This is a genomic window from Butyrivibrio sp., from assembly GCF_017635265.1.
In the GTDB taxonomy this organism is placed as follows: domain Bacteria; phylum Bacillota; class Clostridia; order Lachnospirales; family Lachnospiraceae; genus Butyrivibrio.
The window spans coordinates 1-16,630 of the sequence record NZ_JAGBLU010000120.1; the positions used below are offsets into that span (position 1 = coordinate 1).

Annotated in this window: 17 protein-coding genes and 1 pseudogene; 16 read left to right on the forward strand and 2 right to left on the reverse strand. The window is 37.4% G+C overall.

The features are described from left to right. Positions 1-181 (forward strand): annotated as a pseudogene (locus J6O61_RS15055) (RNA-guided endonuclease InsQ/TnpB family protein); the annotation flags it as partial. Between the two features lie 162 nt (positions 182-343). Beyond that, on the forward strand, positions 344-1,720 hold the full coding sequence (locus J6O61_RS15060; protein WP_292214873.1) for an MATE family efflux transporter: 1,377 nt from the start codon (positions 344-346) through the stop codon (positions 1,718-1,720). On the opposite strand, the gene J6O61_RS15065 is transcribed toward J6O61_RS15060, so the two are convergent. Next, positions 1,666-2,580, reverse strand: a complete 915-nt coding sequence (locus tag J6O61_RS15065) for an AraC family transcriptional regulator (RefSeq protein ID WP_292214876.1) — start codon at positions 2,578-2,580, stop codon at positions 1,666-1,668. The genes J6O61_RS15060 and J6O61_RS15065 overlap by 55 nt on opposite strands. A gap of 293 nt (positions 2,581-2,873) precedes the next feature. Here J6O61_RS15065 and uxuA point away from each other — a divergent pair, with 293 nt between their 5' ends. The 3 genes from uxuA (at position 2,874) to J6O61_RS15080 (ending at position 6,248) form a co-directional block, all read left to right on the forward strand. After that, positions 2,874-3,953 carry a mannonate dehydratase gene (gene uxuA / locus J6O61_RS15070; protein ID WP_292214878.1) on the forward strand — a complete coding sequence of 360 codons (1,080 nt, stop codon included), beginning with the start codon at positions 2,874-2,876 and terminating at the stop codon, positions 3,951-3,953. Further along, entirely contained in the window at positions 3,953-5,572 is a 1,620-nt protein-coding gene (locus J6O61_RS15075) for a mannitol dehydrogenase family protein (protein WP_292214880.1), read from the forward strand. Before uxuA ends, J6O61_RS15075 begins: the two co-directional genes overlap by 1 nt. Before the next feature lie 136 nt (positions 5,573-5,708). Further along, positions 5,709-6,248 (forward strand): zinc-ribbon domain-containing protein, encoded by a 540-nt coding sequence (locus J6O61_RS15080; protein WP_292214882.1) that lies wholly within the window; start codon positions 5,709-5,711, stop codon positions 6,246-6,248. Positions 6,249-6,321: 73 nt separating this feature from the next. Here J6O61_RS15080 and J6O61_RS15085 read toward each other — a convergent pair whose 3' ends face one another. Next, entirely contained in the window at positions 6,322-6,792 is a 471-nt protein-coding gene (locus tag J6O61_RS15085) for a helix-turn-helix transcriptional regulator (protein ID WP_292214884.1), read from the reverse strand. A 301-nt stretch (positions 6,793-7,093) separates the two neighbouring features. On the opposite strand from J6O61_RS15085, the gene J6O61_RS15090 reads away from it, so the two are divergent. From J6O61_RS15090 to J6O61_RS15140, 11 genes are all read left to right on the forward strand, one after another. Continuing rightward, entirely contained in the window at positions 7,094-7,726 is a 633-nt protein-coding gene (locus J6O61_RS15090; RefSeq protein WP_292214886.1) for a hypothetical protein, read from the forward strand. An 82-nt stretch (positions 7,727-7,808) separates the two neighbouring features. Next, complete coding sequence (locus J6O61_RS15095) at positions 7,809-9,614, forward strand: hypothetical protein (RefSeq protein WP_292214888.1); 1,806 nt, start codon at positions 7,809-7,811, stop codon at positions 9,612-9,614. Then, on the forward strand, positions 9,614-10,585 hold the full coding sequence (locus J6O61_RS15100) for a glycosyltransferase family 2 protein (RefSeq protein ID WP_292214891.1): 972 nt from the start codon (positions 9,614-9,616) through the stop codon (positions 10,583-10,585). Before J6O61_RS15095 ends, J6O61_RS15100 begins: the two co-directional genes overlap by 1 nt. Then, positions 10,575-11,105 (forward strand): SH3 domain-containing protein, encoded by a 531-nt coding sequence (locus J6O61_RS15105; RefSeq protein WP_292214892.1) that lies wholly within the window; start codon positions 10,575-10,577, stop codon positions 11,103-11,105. Before J6O61_RS15100 ends, J6O61_RS15105 begins: the two co-directional genes overlap by 11 nt. Positions 11,106-11,167: 62 nt before the next feature. Then, positions 11,168-12,922 carry an AAA family ATPase gene (locus J6O61_RS15110; protein WP_292214894.1) on the forward strand — a complete coding sequence of 585 codons (1,755 nt, stop codon included), beginning with the start codon at positions 11,168-11,170 and terminating at the stop codon, positions 12,920-12,922. Positions 12,923-12,957: 35 nt separating this feature from the next. Beyond that, positions 12,958-14,097 carry an AAA family ATPase gene (locus tag J6O61_RS15115; protein WP_292214897.1) on the forward strand — a complete coding sequence of 380 codons (1,140 nt, stop codon included), beginning with the start codon at positions 12,958-12,960 and terminating at the stop codon, positions 14,095-14,097. Continuing rightward, positions 14,090-14,272 carry a hypothetical protein gene (locus J6O61_RS15120; RefSeq protein WP_292214899.1) on the forward strand — a complete coding sequence of 61 codons (183 nt, stop codon included), beginning with the start codon at positions 14,090-14,092 and terminating at the stop codon, positions 14,270-14,272. The genes J6O61_RS15115 and J6O61_RS15120 overlap by 8 nt, the downstream gene beginning before the upstream one ends. Positions 14,273-14,575: 303 nt before the next feature. Next, positions 14,576-14,869, forward strand: coding sequence for a type II toxin-antitoxin system RelB/DinJ family antitoxin (locus J6O61_RS15125; RefSeq protein ID WP_292214901.1), 294 nt, complete (start codon positions 14,576-14,578; stop codon positions 14,867-14,869). After that, on the forward strand, positions 14,866-15,159 hold the full coding sequence (locus J6O61_RS15130) for a type II toxin-antitoxin system YafQ family toxin (protein WP_292214903.1): 294 nt from the start codon (positions 14,866-14,868) through the stop codon (positions 15,157-15,159). The genes J6O61_RS15125 and J6O61_RS15130 overlap by 4 nt, the downstream gene beginning before the upstream one ends. A gap of 487 nt (positions 15,160-15,646) precedes the next feature. Next, complete coding sequence (locus tag J6O61_RS15135) at positions 15,647-15,838, forward strand: helix-turn-helix domain-containing protein (RefSeq protein WP_292214906.1); 192 nt, start codon at positions 15,647-15,649, stop codon at positions 15,836-15,838. Then, positions 15,816-16,630, forward strand: an 815-nt coding sequence (locus J6O61_RS15140; protein ID WP_292214908.1) for an RNA-guided endonuclease TnpB family protein, incomplete at its 3' end; no start/stop codon positions are given. The genes J6O61_RS15135 and J6O61_RS15140, both read left to right, overlap by 23 nt.

Consider the following 16,630-nt stretch of genomic DNA (forward strand, 5'->3'; position numbering starts at 1 on the left):
ACAGAGAGGACTTTACAGGCACTACGATGGTACAATAACAAATGCAGACATAAATGGAGCTGCAAATATCTTGAGGAAAGTATTCCCAAAGGTAAGCCAATGGGATAGGGGCATAGTGGACATGCCCTGTTCTGCAGGATGTATAGAGCATCGTGCAGGTTTATGCCGCTATGCGGCATAACAGAAACCCTTTCCGACGTGGAGTCGGTGAGGGTAGTTCATTTAAAGTACGATTATATACTTAATGCATGACCACATGTCCTGTATAGCAATGGGTATACGCATTATAGGCTTGCTTTTTCAGCAGGGATTGATTTAGCAAGTAAATATAGGATTTATCGACATGAGCAGTTCTTTATACAAAAACAAAAGTACAAAAATAGATATGACTTCAGGAAGCATAATGAAAAATGTGCTTCTTTTTGCCATACCTATTGTTATAGGTAATATATTGCAGCAGTTGTATACAACTGTTGATACACTTGTTGTGAGTAATTTTTGCGGTGACAGTGCTCTTGCTGCAGTAGGAACAAGCTCACAACCGGTGGAAGTTTTATTGTGTATCTTTCTGGGGATAGGAGCAGGAGTTTCTATTTTGGTATCCCAGAGTGTTGGAGCCGGTAAAATGGATAGGGTAAAAGATCTTTCTGCTACTGCAGTTTCTTTTATTTATATGACCGGGATTCCTATTGCTTTACTAGGATGGATGTTGACGCCCTTTATCTTGCAGTTTATGCATGTACCGGAAGATGTGTGGAATGAGGCGCTTATTTATACGAGAATAGTATTTCTCGGTGCCCTGGGAAATATTGGATATAACATGAATGCAGGCATTTTAAGAGGCCTTGGAGATAGTGCTGCTTCATTGTGGTTTTTGATTGTCTCAGGAATAGCTAATATAATATTGGATCTTGTTTTTGTGGCAGGAATGGGATATGGGGTTGCAGGGGCGGCTGCAGCAACAAGTATTGCAATGTTTTTGTCATGGCTTGTAAGTATTTTTTATATCAGGAAAAGATTCAGTGAGCTGCAATTTTCAGTATTACCAAGGACTATGAATCGTCATGATCTTAAGGCAATTTTAGAGATTGGTCTACCAATTGGACTGAATAATTCCTTGTTTTCTTTTGGACATATGGCTTTGCAGATTTTGGTCAATGAACAGGGAAGACAGTTTATGGCAGGTGCGTCTGTTGCCGGAAGAATTACAGGCCTTACCAATATAGCAATAACAGCCATGTCATCGGCAGCATCCACTTTTGCGGGGCAGAACTATGGAGCTTCTAATTATAGGAGACTTAAAGATGGCTATATTATGATACCGTTTGTGTCAGGAATTCTTACACTTTCCTTTGGACTAATGGCTATATCATTTAGAATGCCAATACTCAGATTCTTTTCACAGGACGAGATGGTTTTGCTATATGCAAGCAGATATGTAGTAGTTATTTTGCTGTCACAATGGTGCTATGCGGTGTTTAATTGCATCTCAAATATAGTGAATGGCTTGGGATATGTGAAATATACGACACTTATCAATCTTATGATGCTATGGGCAGTAAGAATACCCACAGCATACGTGATTGACAGATTTTTTGACGGAACATATATTATGGTCTGCTTCCCAATTTCTTTCCTTTTTGGAATGCTGTGCATGATAGGGTATTATGTCTTTTCACCTTCATGGAAAGAAGTCATGTCAAGGGCAGACAGATTCTGATACTCCTTGGGCGACATTCCGTATTCCTTTTTAAAAGCCTTAAAAAAGCTGGAGTAGTCCCTAAAACCAAATTTCTCATAGGTGCCGGTTATGCTGGCGCCGCTTATTATAGCGTTTCGGCATTCAGCCAGACGCTTTTTTATTATGTACTGATGAAGAGATATGCCCAAAGTGTCTTTAAAAAGATGGGCAACGTAGTACTTGCTTACAAAAAACTGTCCGGCAATATCGTCAAGAGAAAGGGTTTCTTCCAGATTACTTTCCACATGCGAAAGGATATTTTGGAAAAGAGCCAGTTCATCATTGCCGTTTTGAATGTGATCATCATCATAGACAATCCGGTTAATTGTAAGGATAAGGTCACACAAGCACAGATGACTCATGGCACCGCTTCCGTATCTGTCACTGGATTTTTCCTCAAGCAGCCTTAAAAACTTGGATTCAACCAGATGAAAAGAAGCAGGAGCAAGATGATATATATACTTGCGAAAAGCTTCAGCCTTTTGAATAAGGTACATGTAATCCACAGACTCCTGCATGAGGCTGTTACAACAATCCTTGCTGATCCAAAAGACAAAACGCTTATAGTCCTTATCTGAATTATGCATAAGTGCATGATGAGATATCCCGGGGGGTACCAGCATTAAATCTCCGGGAGACATCTTGAAATGTTCTGTTTCGCCACTTGTCTTGAAGATTTCCATAGTGACATCCCCATCCAGAAAAAGATAAAACTCATAGTAATCATGAGCGTGAGGACTCAGCGTTTTGAAGTCTCTGTCAATGTAGTAGAAGACCTCAAAATCAGAGGAAATCATGTACTGTCTTGAATTAAAAGATGATCTGAGTTTATTTTTCATAACACAATAATAACATCAATAACAACTTTTGCAATATAAGAAACAAGTAATTCCATTCAAATATCCCTGAAATGAAAGTATTGTTTATATATAGATAACGTCGATTCAGTTGATGGTAGATTTAAAGAATGTATGTCCGACTTTGCTGCCTTGAAAAACGTCGGTCCTTGGCTGGTGTTTTTTTCCAGCCTAGTACCGTTACGTTTTTCATGGAGCGGAAGCGTCAGCTAAGACGGGCATACATGATTTAAATCTACTAACAACTGTAAACAACCTTTAGGAGGATTCAGGCTATGGAAATGACACTTCGCTGGTATGGCACAGATTATGATACTGTAAAACTCTGGCAGATCAGACAGATCCCTGGAGTACATGGAGTTATCACAACTCTTTATAATAAGCAGGCAGGAGAGCTCTGGGAGCAGGATGAGATCAAGGCTCTTAAGAATGAAGTTGAGGCAGGCGGACTTAAGATTGCCGGAATCGAGTCAGTAAACGTATCTGATGCGATCAAGGCTGCAACAGCTGACAGAGACAAGCATATCGATAACTACATCAAGACACTTGAGAATCTTGGTAAAGAAGATATCCACATGGTATGTTACAACTTCATGCCTGTATTTGACTGGACAAGAACAGAACTTGCAAGAAAGAGAGCAGATGGCTCAACAGTTCTTGCTTATACACAGGAAGCAGTTGATGCAATTGATCCTGAGAAGATGTTTGAGTCAATTTCAGGCGAGATGAACGGCACAGTTATGCCTGGCTGGGAACCTGAAAGAATGGCTAAGGTAAAAGAGCTCTTTGAGCTTTACAAGGGAATCGATGAGGATAAGCTCTTTGAGAACATCGTTTATTTCCTTAAGGCTATCATGCCTGTATGTAATAAATACGACATTAAGATGGCTATTCATCCGGATGATCCAGCCTGGTCAGTATTCGGACTTCCAAGAATCATCAACAATGAGAAGAATATCCTAAAGCTTATGAAGGCTGTAGATGACGTGCATAATGGTGTTACTTTCTGCTCAGGCTCCTACGGAACGAGTCTTGAAAACGACCTTCCGCATATGATCAGAGCTTTAGAGGGAAGAATCCATTTTGCCCATGTTCGTAACCTTAAGTTTATCTCTCCTACAAACTTTGAAGAAGCAGCTCATCTTTCATCTGATGGAACCTTTGATATGTACGAGATAGTTAAGGCTCTTTATGAAACAGGCTTTGACGGACCTATCCGTCCAGACCACGGAAGAATGATCTGGGGCGAGGTTGCAATGCCGGGATATGGTCTTTATGACAGAGCACTTGGCGCAACATACATAAACGGCCTTTGGGAAGCAATTGAAAAGTCACATTTAAGAGGTGTAAACTAATGAAACTTAATTTTGATAGTATAGTAAATGATTCATGCTGGAAGGAAAAAGGATACGAACTTCCAAAATTTGATAGAGATGAGATGATAAAGAAGACAGTAGCTGAGCCTGAATGGGTACACTTTGGAGCAGGCAACATCTTCAGAGCTTTTCAGGCAAATCTTGCTCAGAGAATGCTTGATGAGGGAATGAATGATAAGGGCCTTACGGTTGTTGAAGGCTTTGATTATGAGATCGTTGAAAAAATGTACAGACCTCACGACAATCTTTCAATTCTTGTTACCTTAAAAGCTGACGGATCGGTTGACAAAAAAGTTATCGGAAGCATTGCAGAGTCATGCATTCTTGACTCAAATGATGATAAAGAGTTTAGCAGATTAAAAGAGATTTTCAGGGCAGACAGCCTTAAGATGTGTACTTTTACAATCACAGAAAAAGGTTACAGCCTTGTAAATCCAGTAGGTGAGACTCTTCCTGCAGTAAAAGAAGATTTCGAAAACGGCCCTGAAAAGCCTCAGAGCTATATCGGAAAGGTAGCAGCTCTTTTGTATGAAAGATATACAGCAGGCAAAAAGAAGATTGCCATGGTAAGTACAGATAACTGCTCACATAATGGTGACAAGCTCTATGCTGCCATGAACGCTTTTGCAGAGAATTGGACAAAAAACGGCAAAGCTGACAAAGGATTCCTTGACTATGTACATGATGAAGCACTTGTTTCATTCCCATGGTCAATGATCGATAAGATTACACCAAGACCGGATGATTCAGTTAATGAGATTCTTAAGAATGACGGTGTAGAAGAGCTTGAAGCTGTTGTAACTTCTAAAAAGACATGGGTAGCTCCTTTTGTAAATGCTGAGGAGAGTGAGTATCTGGTAATTGAAGACAAATTCCCGGCTGGAAGACCTGCCCTTGAAAAGGTTGGAGTTATTTTTACCAATAAAGAGACAGTAGACAAAGTTGAGAGAATGAAGGTTTGCACATGCCTTAATCCTCTTCACACAGCACTTGCTGTATACGGATGCCTTCTTGGATATACAAAGATATCGGATGAAATGAAGGATGACGAGCTTGTTAAGCTTGTGAAAGAAATCGGATATGTAGAGGGACTTCCTGTAGTAACAGATCCCGGTGTAATTAAGCCCAAGGAATTCATCGATACAGTAGTTAATGTTCGTATCCCAAACAAGTTTATGCCTGACACACCACAGCGAATTGCGTGCGATACTTCACAGAAGCTTGGCATCAGATTCGGTGAGACAATCAAGGCATATCTTGCTTCTGATAAATTAGACGTTGCTGACCTGAAACTTATACCACTTGTTCATGCAGGCTGGCTTCGTTATCTTCTTGGAGTGGATGATGAAGGACAGGCATTTGAACCTAGTCCTGATCCACTTCTTGAGGAGGCACAGGGATATGTAAAAGAAATAAAACTTGGCGAAACTAATGCAGAAAAAGTAAAGGCAGCAGTTTTACCTCTCCTTAAGAATGCAGCTGTTTTTGGAACCGATCTTGAAAAGGCGGGATTATCAGACAGAATTATAGCTTACTTTATGGAACTTCTCGCAGGAACCGGTGCTGTTAGAAATACCTTAAAGAAGTACTGTCATTAACTTGAAAATGTACATATAAAAATGTAGAATCTATAGGTGAGTACTGATTAGTGCTCACCTATTCTAAATTATATGTCAAGATAACGATTTGCTTTTGCAAATTGATATTGGCAGATCATGTCAGGAGGAGAACAGTATGAAAACATGTCCTAATTGCGGTAATCAGATTGCTGACGACGCAGCATTTTGCAACAATTGTGGCGTTTCGGTGGCAGTAAATACTCAGCCTGGTGCTGAAAATACCCAGAATCCTAATCCTCAGCAGGGACCGGCTCCACAGCCTCAACCACAGCCTGCACAGGGGTTTAACCAGGCTCCATATCAGCAGCCATTTGTTTACACTGATCCCAAGGATCACACAAAAGAGTTTGATGCTCAGGATATTGCAGATAACAAGATAATAGGTGTGGCTGCTTATCTTTTTGGAATCATCGGAGTAATAGCAGCATTTGTTGCAGGAACACCTTATACAAGGTTCCATGCCAGAAACTCCCTTAGAATTTCTGTAGCAGCAATTCTTATTATGATTCCTTGCATCATTCCTTTCCTTGGCTGGATTGTAGCAATTATATGCGCAGCAATACTTGGTATCATCAAGATAATAGCTATTGTCTGGGCATTTATGGGTAAGGCAAAAGAGTTACCTATTATTTCAGAAATTGGGTTCCTTAAATAAGATTTAAAGTGAAAAATAGAATATTGCAATATGTAGACTGATAACGAATAAGGACCAGGCATTTGCCTGATCCTTATTCGTTATCGAAGGAATCTTTTAAACACATAATTCTAAGAACATAGTTTAAAAGTCTTTTTGATTGGCCTTTGAGCTTGTGATAGTAATAAATTATTTCTCTATCTTCGATTGATGACCATTTATTGAGATCATCCGGTGTCATATCGGCACATTCCACTAAAAAATCCTTATAAAGAATATCAAATTTAGATTCGATTTCTTCGTCACTTGTTATATATTCTGCAGCTTTTTCGTTTGTTTTGCCATTGTTACTGCTCATAATGGCAAGCTTAACTAATTTGTTTAAAGAAACTTTATAGTATGAAGAAAGCTTATATAGTGAATCCGTAGGAGGAATAAGCCTTGCATTCTCATAGTGTGAGTAAGTGGCTCTTGTTACTCCAAGATACTTGGCTACATCGTCTTGTTTATAGTCATGCTTTGATCTTAATAGCCTTAAGTACTGAGATAAAGGCGTATCTGCCATGATAAAACTCCTTGAGTGTTGAAAAAAGTGAAATTATCCATCTAACATAGGATACAAGAAAAAAATACACACAAAGAATAGTGAGATACAAATAATATCGTTACTCAAATAAAATGTAGAAAACTTATCGCAAAACGAGAGCAAATGTATGCAATTTAGACAAAAATATATTAAAGATATCATAATGCACTTGAAAGATATTCAAAATAGCGTTAAATTAGATATAGCTTCAAATTAAAAGTGGAGGCGGTACACCTTCACAGAAAATCCAAATCATAATTATGAAGGGAGATAACACGTTATGAACATGAAGTTAGCTAAGAAAGTTCTTGCAGTTACAATGGCAGCAAGTATGATTGTTATGCCTCTTACTGTAGGAGCAACAGACTCTGCAGAGTCTTCTAGCTCAGACACTACAGTAACAGCAGCTCAGGCTGGGGATGTTGCAACAACCAGCCAGGTTGTAGTGGGTGGTCAGGTTGTTAAGAATGAGCTTCCGGGAGCATTCCAGATTGCCACATCATCACCTATTTCCGGTGTTGCTATCAGACAGAGCGCAGACACAATTAAGGCATCTGCAGGACTTGCATCAAACCAGACACCATTTACAAGAGTCTATAGTCTTGATCCAAAGAAGAGTGCAGCTGTATATGCAAGCTTTAATGCAGCAACAGCTACATATGGCGGAACAGTAGTGGCAGCTATCAACTCTGATCTTGGAGCACTTACTGGTGGTAAGTTTGCATCACTTCCTGAGGGAGTAACAGTTCCTGTAACTCTTGGAATCAAGAATTTTGATGCAAATGCTACATATTACATCGTTAAAGTTTCAAAAGGCGGAGTAATCGAGAAAATTCCTGTAACTGTAGAAAATGGAAAAATCACATTTGAAATTACAGGCGGCCTTGCAGCATATGCTCTTGTAAAAATGTAATATTCAGACTGACTTGACTGGGAAATGGCTGGAAAGTCATTTCCCAGTTTTTTAGCTACTTCAGGGGAGAAAAATAACAGACATGGGGAAAGAAGAGAACAAACAGGATATTGGATTCATTATTGTATTTATTGTTTTTTCTCTTGTTTGTCTATGCATGTATGGGGTTCATAGAATATATGGATTTTCACTGTTTCCTGACGAGTTCGGATACTGGGCAAGTGCTGCAAGGGCATTGGGGTATGATTTTAGTGAAGTTGCTTCTTTAGGCTCGTATTATTCGTTTGGATACTCTGTTATTCTTATACCAATAATGAAATTATTGTCTGATTCGATATTGGTGTATAGATGTGCAGTAGCTGTAAATCTGTTACTTCAGATAGTTTCTTTTTTTATGTTAAAAGAAATTATTCTTAAATATGTTTCCGGGAAAAATGAAAATCTTGCATATATTTTAAGCGGTATAGCTGTCGTATACCCTTCATGGGTTTTCTACGTACAGATGACTATGTCTGAAGCTCTTATTTTTTTCATGTACGTGCTTGTGATATATCTGGTGTTTAAGTATCTGGAAAAACCTGGTGTTTTAAATGGGATACTTGTAGCTGTTTCTACTGTTTATATCTATGCAGTACATATGAGAACTATTGGTGTGCTTGTGGCTGTATTTCTGATAGTTACATTTGATGGAATTTGGCGATTTTTTCAAACAACAAAAAATTGGCCCAGAGAAAAAGTTATAAAAAATATCAAACCATATATCATGGCAAATGTTGGAGCAATAACAACGGTCTTATTGCTGATTTTGGGATTTGTTTTCTGTATCCTTGTAAAGAATGAAGTTACTACTCTTCTTTATACAAACGGCAAAATAAATGAGGTTTATATCAATGATTACTCTGGCCAAAAAGGAAAGATTCTTGAACTTTTTACAATAAAAGGTTTATTTAGTTTTACGGTTAGTATAGTGGGAAAAATCTTATACTTTGGCTGTGCCAGCTTTGGACTTGGTTTTTTGGGAATCTATTATTTGGTAAAAAGAGCCCTCAACAGTGATAAGTTTTCCTTTTTTATTCTTATGACTACTATTATGCAGTTTGCTGTAATGTGCATTTATCTGATGCACAGTGCAGATTTGGAAGCAACAAGATTTGATTTGTTTCTTCATGGAAGATATTTCGATTTTGCAATACCAATCCTGATTTCATTAGGCGTTTATGAACTGATAAAAGAGCCGGGAGGATGCATGAAAATGTGTCTATCACTTTCAGTAGTTGTATTATGTTCTGTTATTTCAATCCCGGTTGTTTTGGCAAATCGTACAGGAATGAAGGATCCGCATGGCATGCTGATGATAGGTATGAGCTATTTTCTTGATGAGGAAAATGGTAGACCTGCAGAAACTATTTTTTTAAACTTAATTCTTACTTTGCTGATAAGTTGTGTATTTGTAGCTGTAACACATAACTATAAGGAAAAAGGCAATGCATTGATTCTGATAGTAATAATGTTTGCTTTTATAGGATTATCTTTTCATGCATGCAATCACTTCATCTATAAATGCCAATCATTTATATATGGGGATATTCAGGTGGCTGATAAAATAAATGACCTTAGAAATTCAGGTTATAACGGCGATGTAATACTCCTGTATGAGGGAGGAATAGAGTATATTGACACAGTTCAGTTCAACTTAAGAGATGAGCAGGTTAAGGTTGAATATGTTGATGATGAAAATCCTTTTGATGTTGAGAAATTATCTTCAAAGGACATAATACTCGTTGACTTTAATAGTAATTTAAATGATGAGCTGAGTGGGAAATATAAAAAGAATTGGGAGTCAGGACATTTTGACATATATTACAACAATATCAAGGGGGAGATGTGATGAAGCTTATAATTCAGATTCCATGCTATAACGAGGCAGAAACTTTGGAGGTCACACTAAATGACCTTCCAAAGCATATTGATGGGATTGATGAAATAGAGTATCTCATTATCAATGATGGGAGTAAGGATAATACCGTAGAAGTTGCAAAAAGATGGGGCGTTCATCATGTGGTAAATTTTAAGCAGAATCAGGGGCTGGCAAAAGGTTTTATAGCCGGACTTGACGGATGCCTTAGGTGCGGTGCTGATATAATTGTCAACACGGATGCTGATGATCAGTATAAGGGTGAAGATATCGAGAAGCTGGTAAGACCTATTCTTGATGGTGAAGCAGATGTTGTAATTGGAGCCCGTCCAATTGATCAAACAGAACACTTTTCGTATATAAAGAAAAAATTGCAGCATCTGGGAAGCTGGACTGTGAGAAAGGCATCTAATACGGGAATACCGGATGCGCCAAGTGGCTTTAGGGCATACAGTAGAGAGGCTGCTATGAGAATGAATGTTGTCAATGATTACACATATACTTTGGAGACAATCGTTCAGGCAGGGCGAGAGAAAATTCCGATGATCAGTGTTCCAATCAGGACTAATGGAGAACTGAGACCTTCCAGGCTCTTTAAGAGTATTTGGGGATATGTGAAAAAATCAATGCTTACTATTCTTAGGGCATATGTGATGTATAAGCCTTTAAAAGCTTTCAGCTTATTGTGTGTCCCATTTGTAACCATCGGACTTGCCATTGGAATCAGATTTTTATATTACATGGCTCATGGGACAAGCTCAGGTCACGTTCAGTCGTTGATTCTTGGCTGTACGCTTATCATTATAGGATTTTTAATATTTGTTTTAGGAATACTGGCTGACACAATTGCAGCCAATAGACGAATACTGCAGGATGTTCAACTTCATGTAAAGAGAATAGAATATGGAGAATCCAGGGAAGAGGAAGGCTCATATGGAAAGTAAAAAGAATTCTTTTGTTGTTTGGTGGTTTCTGGGGGTGGTAACCCTGATAATAGGATTGATTTTGGGGCTGAATAATAAACACATTGTAGCCGGTGCTGCCGGGAATGCAGAAGACTCAGGAAAGTTCATGACAATAACTCAGAGTGCCATGGCGTATTCAGATAGGAGCACAACAAGTACTGTAGTAACATCTTTTGCTTCGGGAGATACTGTTCTTGTGGTAAATGAGGAAAGCGACTGGGTTCAGATTCTGTATCAGGGCGAAAAAGCTTATGTTAAAAATACAGGTGATGAGCTTTTTTCTGAACTGGTTAATGTAGAAGCTGCAGAGGAACTTGAAAAGCAGGAACAGATCGATAAAGCATGGATAGAATCCTATTATGAGCAGATGAGAGCTATCAGAGTTTCAAAAGTATGGCGCGCACTAATCATTGTGGTTATTGTACTGGCTGTTGGATATATTGTGTTTAGAAGCGTGCATCAGCAGGGAGATAAGACGGGTAAGAAATCAACAAAGTAAACGAGCAACATTGATAAAAGCTTTTCAATCACTTAAAATAGTGGTTGGAGGGCTTTTTTATTATGAAAAAAATCGGGATTGGATATGAAAGTTACAAAAGAATAGTAGATGATAATTGTTATTATGTTGATAAAACTTTATTGGTTAGGGATGTTATAGATAATGCTGGAATGGTGACACTTTTTACTCGCCCGAGACGTTTTGGTAAGACACTTGCATTATCCATGCTGCAGACTTTCTTTGAGGAAGAAAGAGATTCTGACGGAAATATTATAGACAATAGCCATTATTTTGATGGTATGAAAATAATGGATTCAGATAAAGATATTCTTGATAAAATGGGCAAATATCCTGTTATAAGGCTTTCGCTCAAGTCAGCTAAACAGCCTGATTTTGAGACAGCTTTTCTTAAGCTCAAGGAAGAAATATGTGGTGAATTCGAAAGGCATGGATATTTAAAAAAACTCATGGGAGATGACAGGGAGCAGATTGAAGCATATGAAGACTATGAGCGCGGTGTTTACAGGTGGAATCAAAAAGTACAGAGCATTGACAATGATACAGACCGCCGGAAGGAAATAGTCGCAGAGTATGGAAAGTATGCTACAGCATTAAAGACTTTGGCTAAATTATTAAAAAAGTATCATGGAAGAAATGCAATCATTCTTATTGATGAATATGATGTGCCGCTTGAAAATGCTTATCAGCAGGGATTCTATGATGAAATGATTGCTTTTATCAGGTCTTTATTTGAGTCAGCGTTAAAAACAAATGATGCATTGGGATTTGCAATCGTCACAGGGTGTCTTAGGATTAGTAAGGAAAGCATTTTCACGGGATTAAACAATTTGGAAGTGAATTCTATAAGAAGCAGGAATTTTGGCGAGTATTTTGGATTTACCGGTGAAGAAACTATGGCAATGCTGGATGAATATAATCTGTCTGAAAATGCAGATATAGTCAGAAGTTGGTATGATGGCTATCTGTTTGGTGAGTGCGAGGTTTACAATCCCTGGAGCGTGACTAAATATGTTAAAGAGCACTATGATGCTCCTGAGTGGTTTCCGGAAGGCTATTGGTCAAATACATCGTCGAATGCCATTATTAAGCGAATGGTCTACAATGCAGATGATTCTGTAAAAACTGAGTTGGATATCCTTATCTCAGGAGGGACAATAGAAAAACCGATACATGAAGATATAACTTACGATGATATAGATAAAAGTCAGGATAATTTGTGGAATTTTCTGTATTTTACAGGATACATGAAAAAGATATCAGAGCGCCAGGAAAATGATGACATCTATATTACTATGGCGATTCCTAATAAGGAGGTAGCAGGTATATATAGAAATCAAATTAAGGAATGGTTTAATGAAAGAATAAAGACAACCGACTATTCTCCAATCTATGACGCAATTATAGAGAAGAATGTTACAAAAATTGAAGAGTTTTTATGTGGGCTTCTATCGGTGAGCATCAGTTATTTTGATAGTGAGGAGAGTTTCTATCATGGCTTTTTGTTGTCATTATTATATGGGATGCCGGGATATACCGCTAAATCTAACAGAGAAAGTGGGAACGGTCGCCCTGATATAGTGTTATACCCTGATTGCCCCAAAGATCCGGCATATATTTTTGAGATCAAGTCCAGAAAAAAGTTTAATGAAATGGGTGAAGGTCTTACGGAGGCTTTTGAGCAGATATATGATAAGAAGTATGAAGAGGGTGTTATTGATGATGGGTATATCGGTGCAGTCAGTTTTGGAATTTGTTTTTGCAAAAAAAGCTGCATAGTTGGGTTATATAGTAGATAATTATAAGAAAACATTAAATTGCAATGGAGGCTTGAATGGGAATATATCTCAATCCCGGAAACAGTGGATTTAAAAGGATACTTGGGTCTGAATATATTGATAAAACAGGGATAATTGCCAAGATAAACGATACCATTGATACTCCTAAAAATCTTATAAGTATCAGTAGGGCAAGAAGATTTGGAAAGTCATATACTGCACAGATGTTATGCGCATATTATGATATTACATGCGATTCCAAAGAACTGTTTGATGGTTTGGATATATCAGGCTATGGGTCATACGGTGATTATTTAAATAAATATGATGTGATATATCTTGATATGACAGGTATTATTGGCGAGACAGATTTTAATGACATTGTGCCTTATATTAAAAGAAATATCACCTCGGAGATAATCGAGAAGTATCCTGATGTCAAGGCAGAAGAGGGATTTGTCGGCACATTGGTCAATATGGTGACCGAGAACAACAGAAAGCTGATAATGATCATTGATGAATGGGATGCTCCTATAAGAGAAGCAAAAGATGATGAAAAAGTTCAAAAAGAATATCTGGACTTTCTGAGAAGTTTATTTAAAAACAGTGGAACTACCTCAAGAATATTTGCAGCAGCATATATGACAGGAATTCTTCCGATAAAGAAAGATGGCTCAGAATCAGCTCTTTCGGATTTTAATGAATATACTATGATCAAACCGCGCCAGTTTGGCGAGTATGTTGGCTTTACAGAAGCGGAAGTCAGGCATCTGTGTGATAAACATAACGTGGATGTTGAAAAGATGAAGAAGTGGTATGATGGTTATTCTTTTGCAAATGTTGGTTCGGTTTATAATCCAAATTCTGTGATGCAGGCAATAGATAATGAAGACTTTGATTCTTATTGGACTGAAACCTCTGCTGCTGAGAATTTGATGGATTATATTACAAAAGATTTTTCGGGCTTATCTAAGACGATAGCAGAATTGATTGCGGGGATAGATGTTCCGGTTGATACAAATGGATTTGCCAATGACCTTACTACTTTTCGAAATAGTGATGATGTACTGACTTTAATGATACATCTAGGTTATGTGGCATATGATTCTGAGAAAAAAACAGTACATATACCTAACGAGGAGATTAGAAGAGTATTTACCAAAAAAAGATTCAATGTTTCCTGCTCTTGTGATTGAACTTAAGTGGAATAAAGATGCTGACACCGCAATTAAACAGATCCATGATAGAAAATATCCTGAGGCATTAAAAGGCTTTTGCGGAGAAGTTATATTGGTAGGCATAAACTACGACAAGGATGCAGAACCAGGCAAGAGAAAGCATAACTGTAAGATAGAAAAAATATCGTTATAAAATAGAAAATAAAAATATAAAAATACCTGTCATCAGATGAAAATAGTTGATGATAGGTATTTTTTGTTTTTTTCTAAGGAAGATTTGCAAGGTAAGTGCAACGGCTGTGTTGCGCTTACTTCCTGAAGTTGAGGAATAGGCAACTTTAAGCCATTGCTCTCAAAGCATGATAAACACAGTTTGTCAGAGTAACTGCAACACCATGAACTTCCGTTGCACTAACTCTGACATTTTTATTAAATGTAAAACATTGTATTGCAATCGTGCTACATTATGTTATTATTTATGTAGGAGGTGATGTTTATGCCAGCAACCTTAGTTAAAGATACAAATTTTAATATGAGAATGAATAAGCAAAAAAAGACAAGCCTTGAGGAGCTTTATGGGAATCTTGGCATGACTTTAGCAGAAGCAGTAAATATTTTCTTTGAAAAGTCTCTTATGGAAGGCGGAATCCCTTTTGATGTAAGAGTTCCAAAGTATAATAAGGACACCATTTCTGCTATTAATGAAGCAAAGGACATAATGTCAGGAAAGGTAGAAGCAAAGACTTATAGCTCTGCAAGAGAGCTGTTTGATGAGCTTGATGCAGAATGAGCGATTATAAATACGGATTAAAACCTACCACTAAGTTTAAGAAAGACTACAAACTTGCAAAGAAACGTGGTTTGGATATGAGCCTTCTTGAGTATGTTATTGATGAACTGCTCTTAGGTCATACATTAGATGCTAAATACTTGGACCATCCTTTACATGGCGATTATGAAGGATTTAACGAATGCCATATACAACCGGATTGGTTGCTGATATATGGAAAAGATGAAGAAAATCTTATTCTTACTGCTGTGAGGACAGGCAAACACACTGATTTGTTTAAGAGCTATTAAAAGATTTAAGACCGCTTTATCAGGCGGTCTTTTGCTTTGCAATAAGTGATGGACGCAGTACTATCTTCTCAGGAGAAATTTCTTCTAATCCTAAGAGGGTAAAGAAGTCTTCTGGTAAGACTGCTCTTGCCAGGTCAAATGCACTTTGCCGTATAGAGCTTTTCTTTTATAACTGTTTATAAAATTGCTTTCGGCTGAAAACCCATTAGCTTCAGCTGATGGGATGAAAGCCGTTTTACTTAATTAACATCTCGCCTAAGCGAGATAAACAAGATATAATTCTATCCCATGAATAAAGAATATAAACATGGAAATCGAAATAAATATCTACTTCGTTACCACTTAATTTTAGTATGTAAATATCGCAAGCATTTGCTAAGTGCTAATTAGTGAGTAGTGATACCCTTAAGCATTACATAGAGAACCAAGGAAAAAACACTTGATATCATACAACGGTGTTGTATAATAATCTCAAGAGGTAATACTTATGACAATTTTAGAGTTACGTCAAAAAACAGGACTTTCACAAAGTCAATTTGCCAAACGTTTCCATCTTAATGTGCGTACAGTACAAACATGGGAACAAGGTACTCGCAAAACGCCTGATTATGTAATATGGCTAATAACTAGAGTGATTGAATTGGAGGAAAAAATCAATGTTAAAAGGGATGGAATTTAGAATCTATCCAAACAGAATACAGGAAACCATCATTCAAAAAACATTTGGATGTTCAAGAGTTGTATATAACTCAGGTCTTGCTCTTCGCATAGAAGAATACAAGAATGGTAATTCTATTGGATATAAAGAAACTAATTCCATGCTCACTAACATGAAGAGAACTGAAGAGTATTCATGGCTCAAAGAAGTTGATTCTATTGCCTTGCAGCAATCTCTTAGAGATTTAGATAAGGCATACAAGAACTTTTTTGTAAAGAGAGCTTCATTTCCTAAATTCAAATCAAAGCATAATCATAACAAAAGCTATCGCACACAAAATGTTGGCGGTAATATTTCAGTTGCAGGAAAATATATCAAACTTCCTAAACTTGGATATGTAAAAGCTAAGATTTCAATGTCTGTTAATGGTAAAATCAACAACGCTACCATCAAACAAGCTCCAAGTGGGAAATATTTCTGTGTCCTTAATGTTGAAGTACCTGATGTATTCTATCCCAATGATGGTTGTATGATCGGATTGGATGTTGGTATTAAAACATTCTATACAGATAGCAATGATAATTCAATTCCTAATCCTAAAACCATAAGCAAATCTGAAAAGAAACTTGTTAAGGAACAACGTAAGCTTTCCAGAATGATTAAAGGTTCATCTAATTGGAATAAACAGCGTATAAAAGTTGCAAGGATACATGAAAAAATTACAAATCAGAGGAATGACTTTCTACATAAAGAGTCAACAAAGTTGGTGAAAGAAAACCAAATCATCTGCATTGAAAACCTTAATGTGAAAGG

Coding starts and splice junctions, on each gene's coding strand:
- J6O61_RS15100 (WP_292214891.1), top strand. CDS start 9,614: ATGAAGCTTATAATTCAGATTCCATGCTATAACGAGGCAGAAACTTTG.
- J6O61_RS15090 (WP_292214886.1), top strand. CDS start 7,094: ATGAACATGAAGTTAGCTAAGAAAGTTCTTGCAGTTACAATGGCAGCA.
- uxuA (WP_292214878.1), top strand. CDS start 2,874: ATGGAAATGACACTTCGCTGGTATGGCACAGATTATGATACTGTAAAA.
- J6O61_RS15080 (WP_292214882.1), top strand. CDS start 5,709: ATGAAAACATGTCCTAATTGCGGTAATCAGATTGCTGACGACGCAGCA.
- J6O61_RS15105 (WP_292214892.1), top strand. CDS start 10,575: ATGGAAAGTAAAAAGAATTCTTTTGTTGTTTGGTGGTTTCTGGGGGTG.
- J6O61_RS15095 (WP_292214888.1), top strand. CDS start 7,809: ATGGGGAAAGAAGAGAACAAACAGGATATTGGATTCATTATTGTATTT.
- J6O61_RS15115 (WP_292214897.1), top strand. CDS start 12,958: ATGGGAATATATCTCAATCCCGGAAACAGTGGATTTAAAAGGATACTT.
- J6O61_RS15060 (WP_292214873.1), top strand. CDS start 344: ATGAGCAGTTCTTTATACAAAAACAAAAGTACAAAAATAGATATGACT.
- J6O61_RS15110 (WP_292214894.1), top strand. CDS start 11,168: ATGAAAAAAATCGGGATTGGATATGAAAGTTACAAAAGAATAGTAGAT.
- J6O61_RS15135 (WP_292214906.1), top strand. CDS start 15,647: ATGACAATTTTAGAGTTACGTCAAAAAACAGGACTTTCACAAAGTCAA.
- J6O61_RS15130 (WP_292214903.1), top strand. CDS start 14,866: ATGAGCGATTATAAATACGGATTAAAACCTACCACTAAGTTTAAGAAA.
- J6O61_RS15075 (WP_292214880.1), top strand. CDS start 3,953: ATGAAACTTAATTTTGATAGTATAGTAAATGATTCATGCTGGAAGGAA.
- J6O61_RS15125 (WP_292214901.1), top strand. CDS start 14,576: ATGCCAGCAACCTTAGTTAAAGATACAAATTTTAATATGAGAATGAAT.
- J6O61_RS15085 (WP_292214884.1), bottom strand. CDS start 6,792: ATGGCAGATACGCCTTTATCTCAGTACTTAAGGCTATTAAGATCAAAG.
- J6O61_RS15065 (WP_292214876.1), bottom strand. CDS start 2,580: ATGAAAAATAAACTCAGATCATCTTTTAATTCAAGACAGTACATGATT.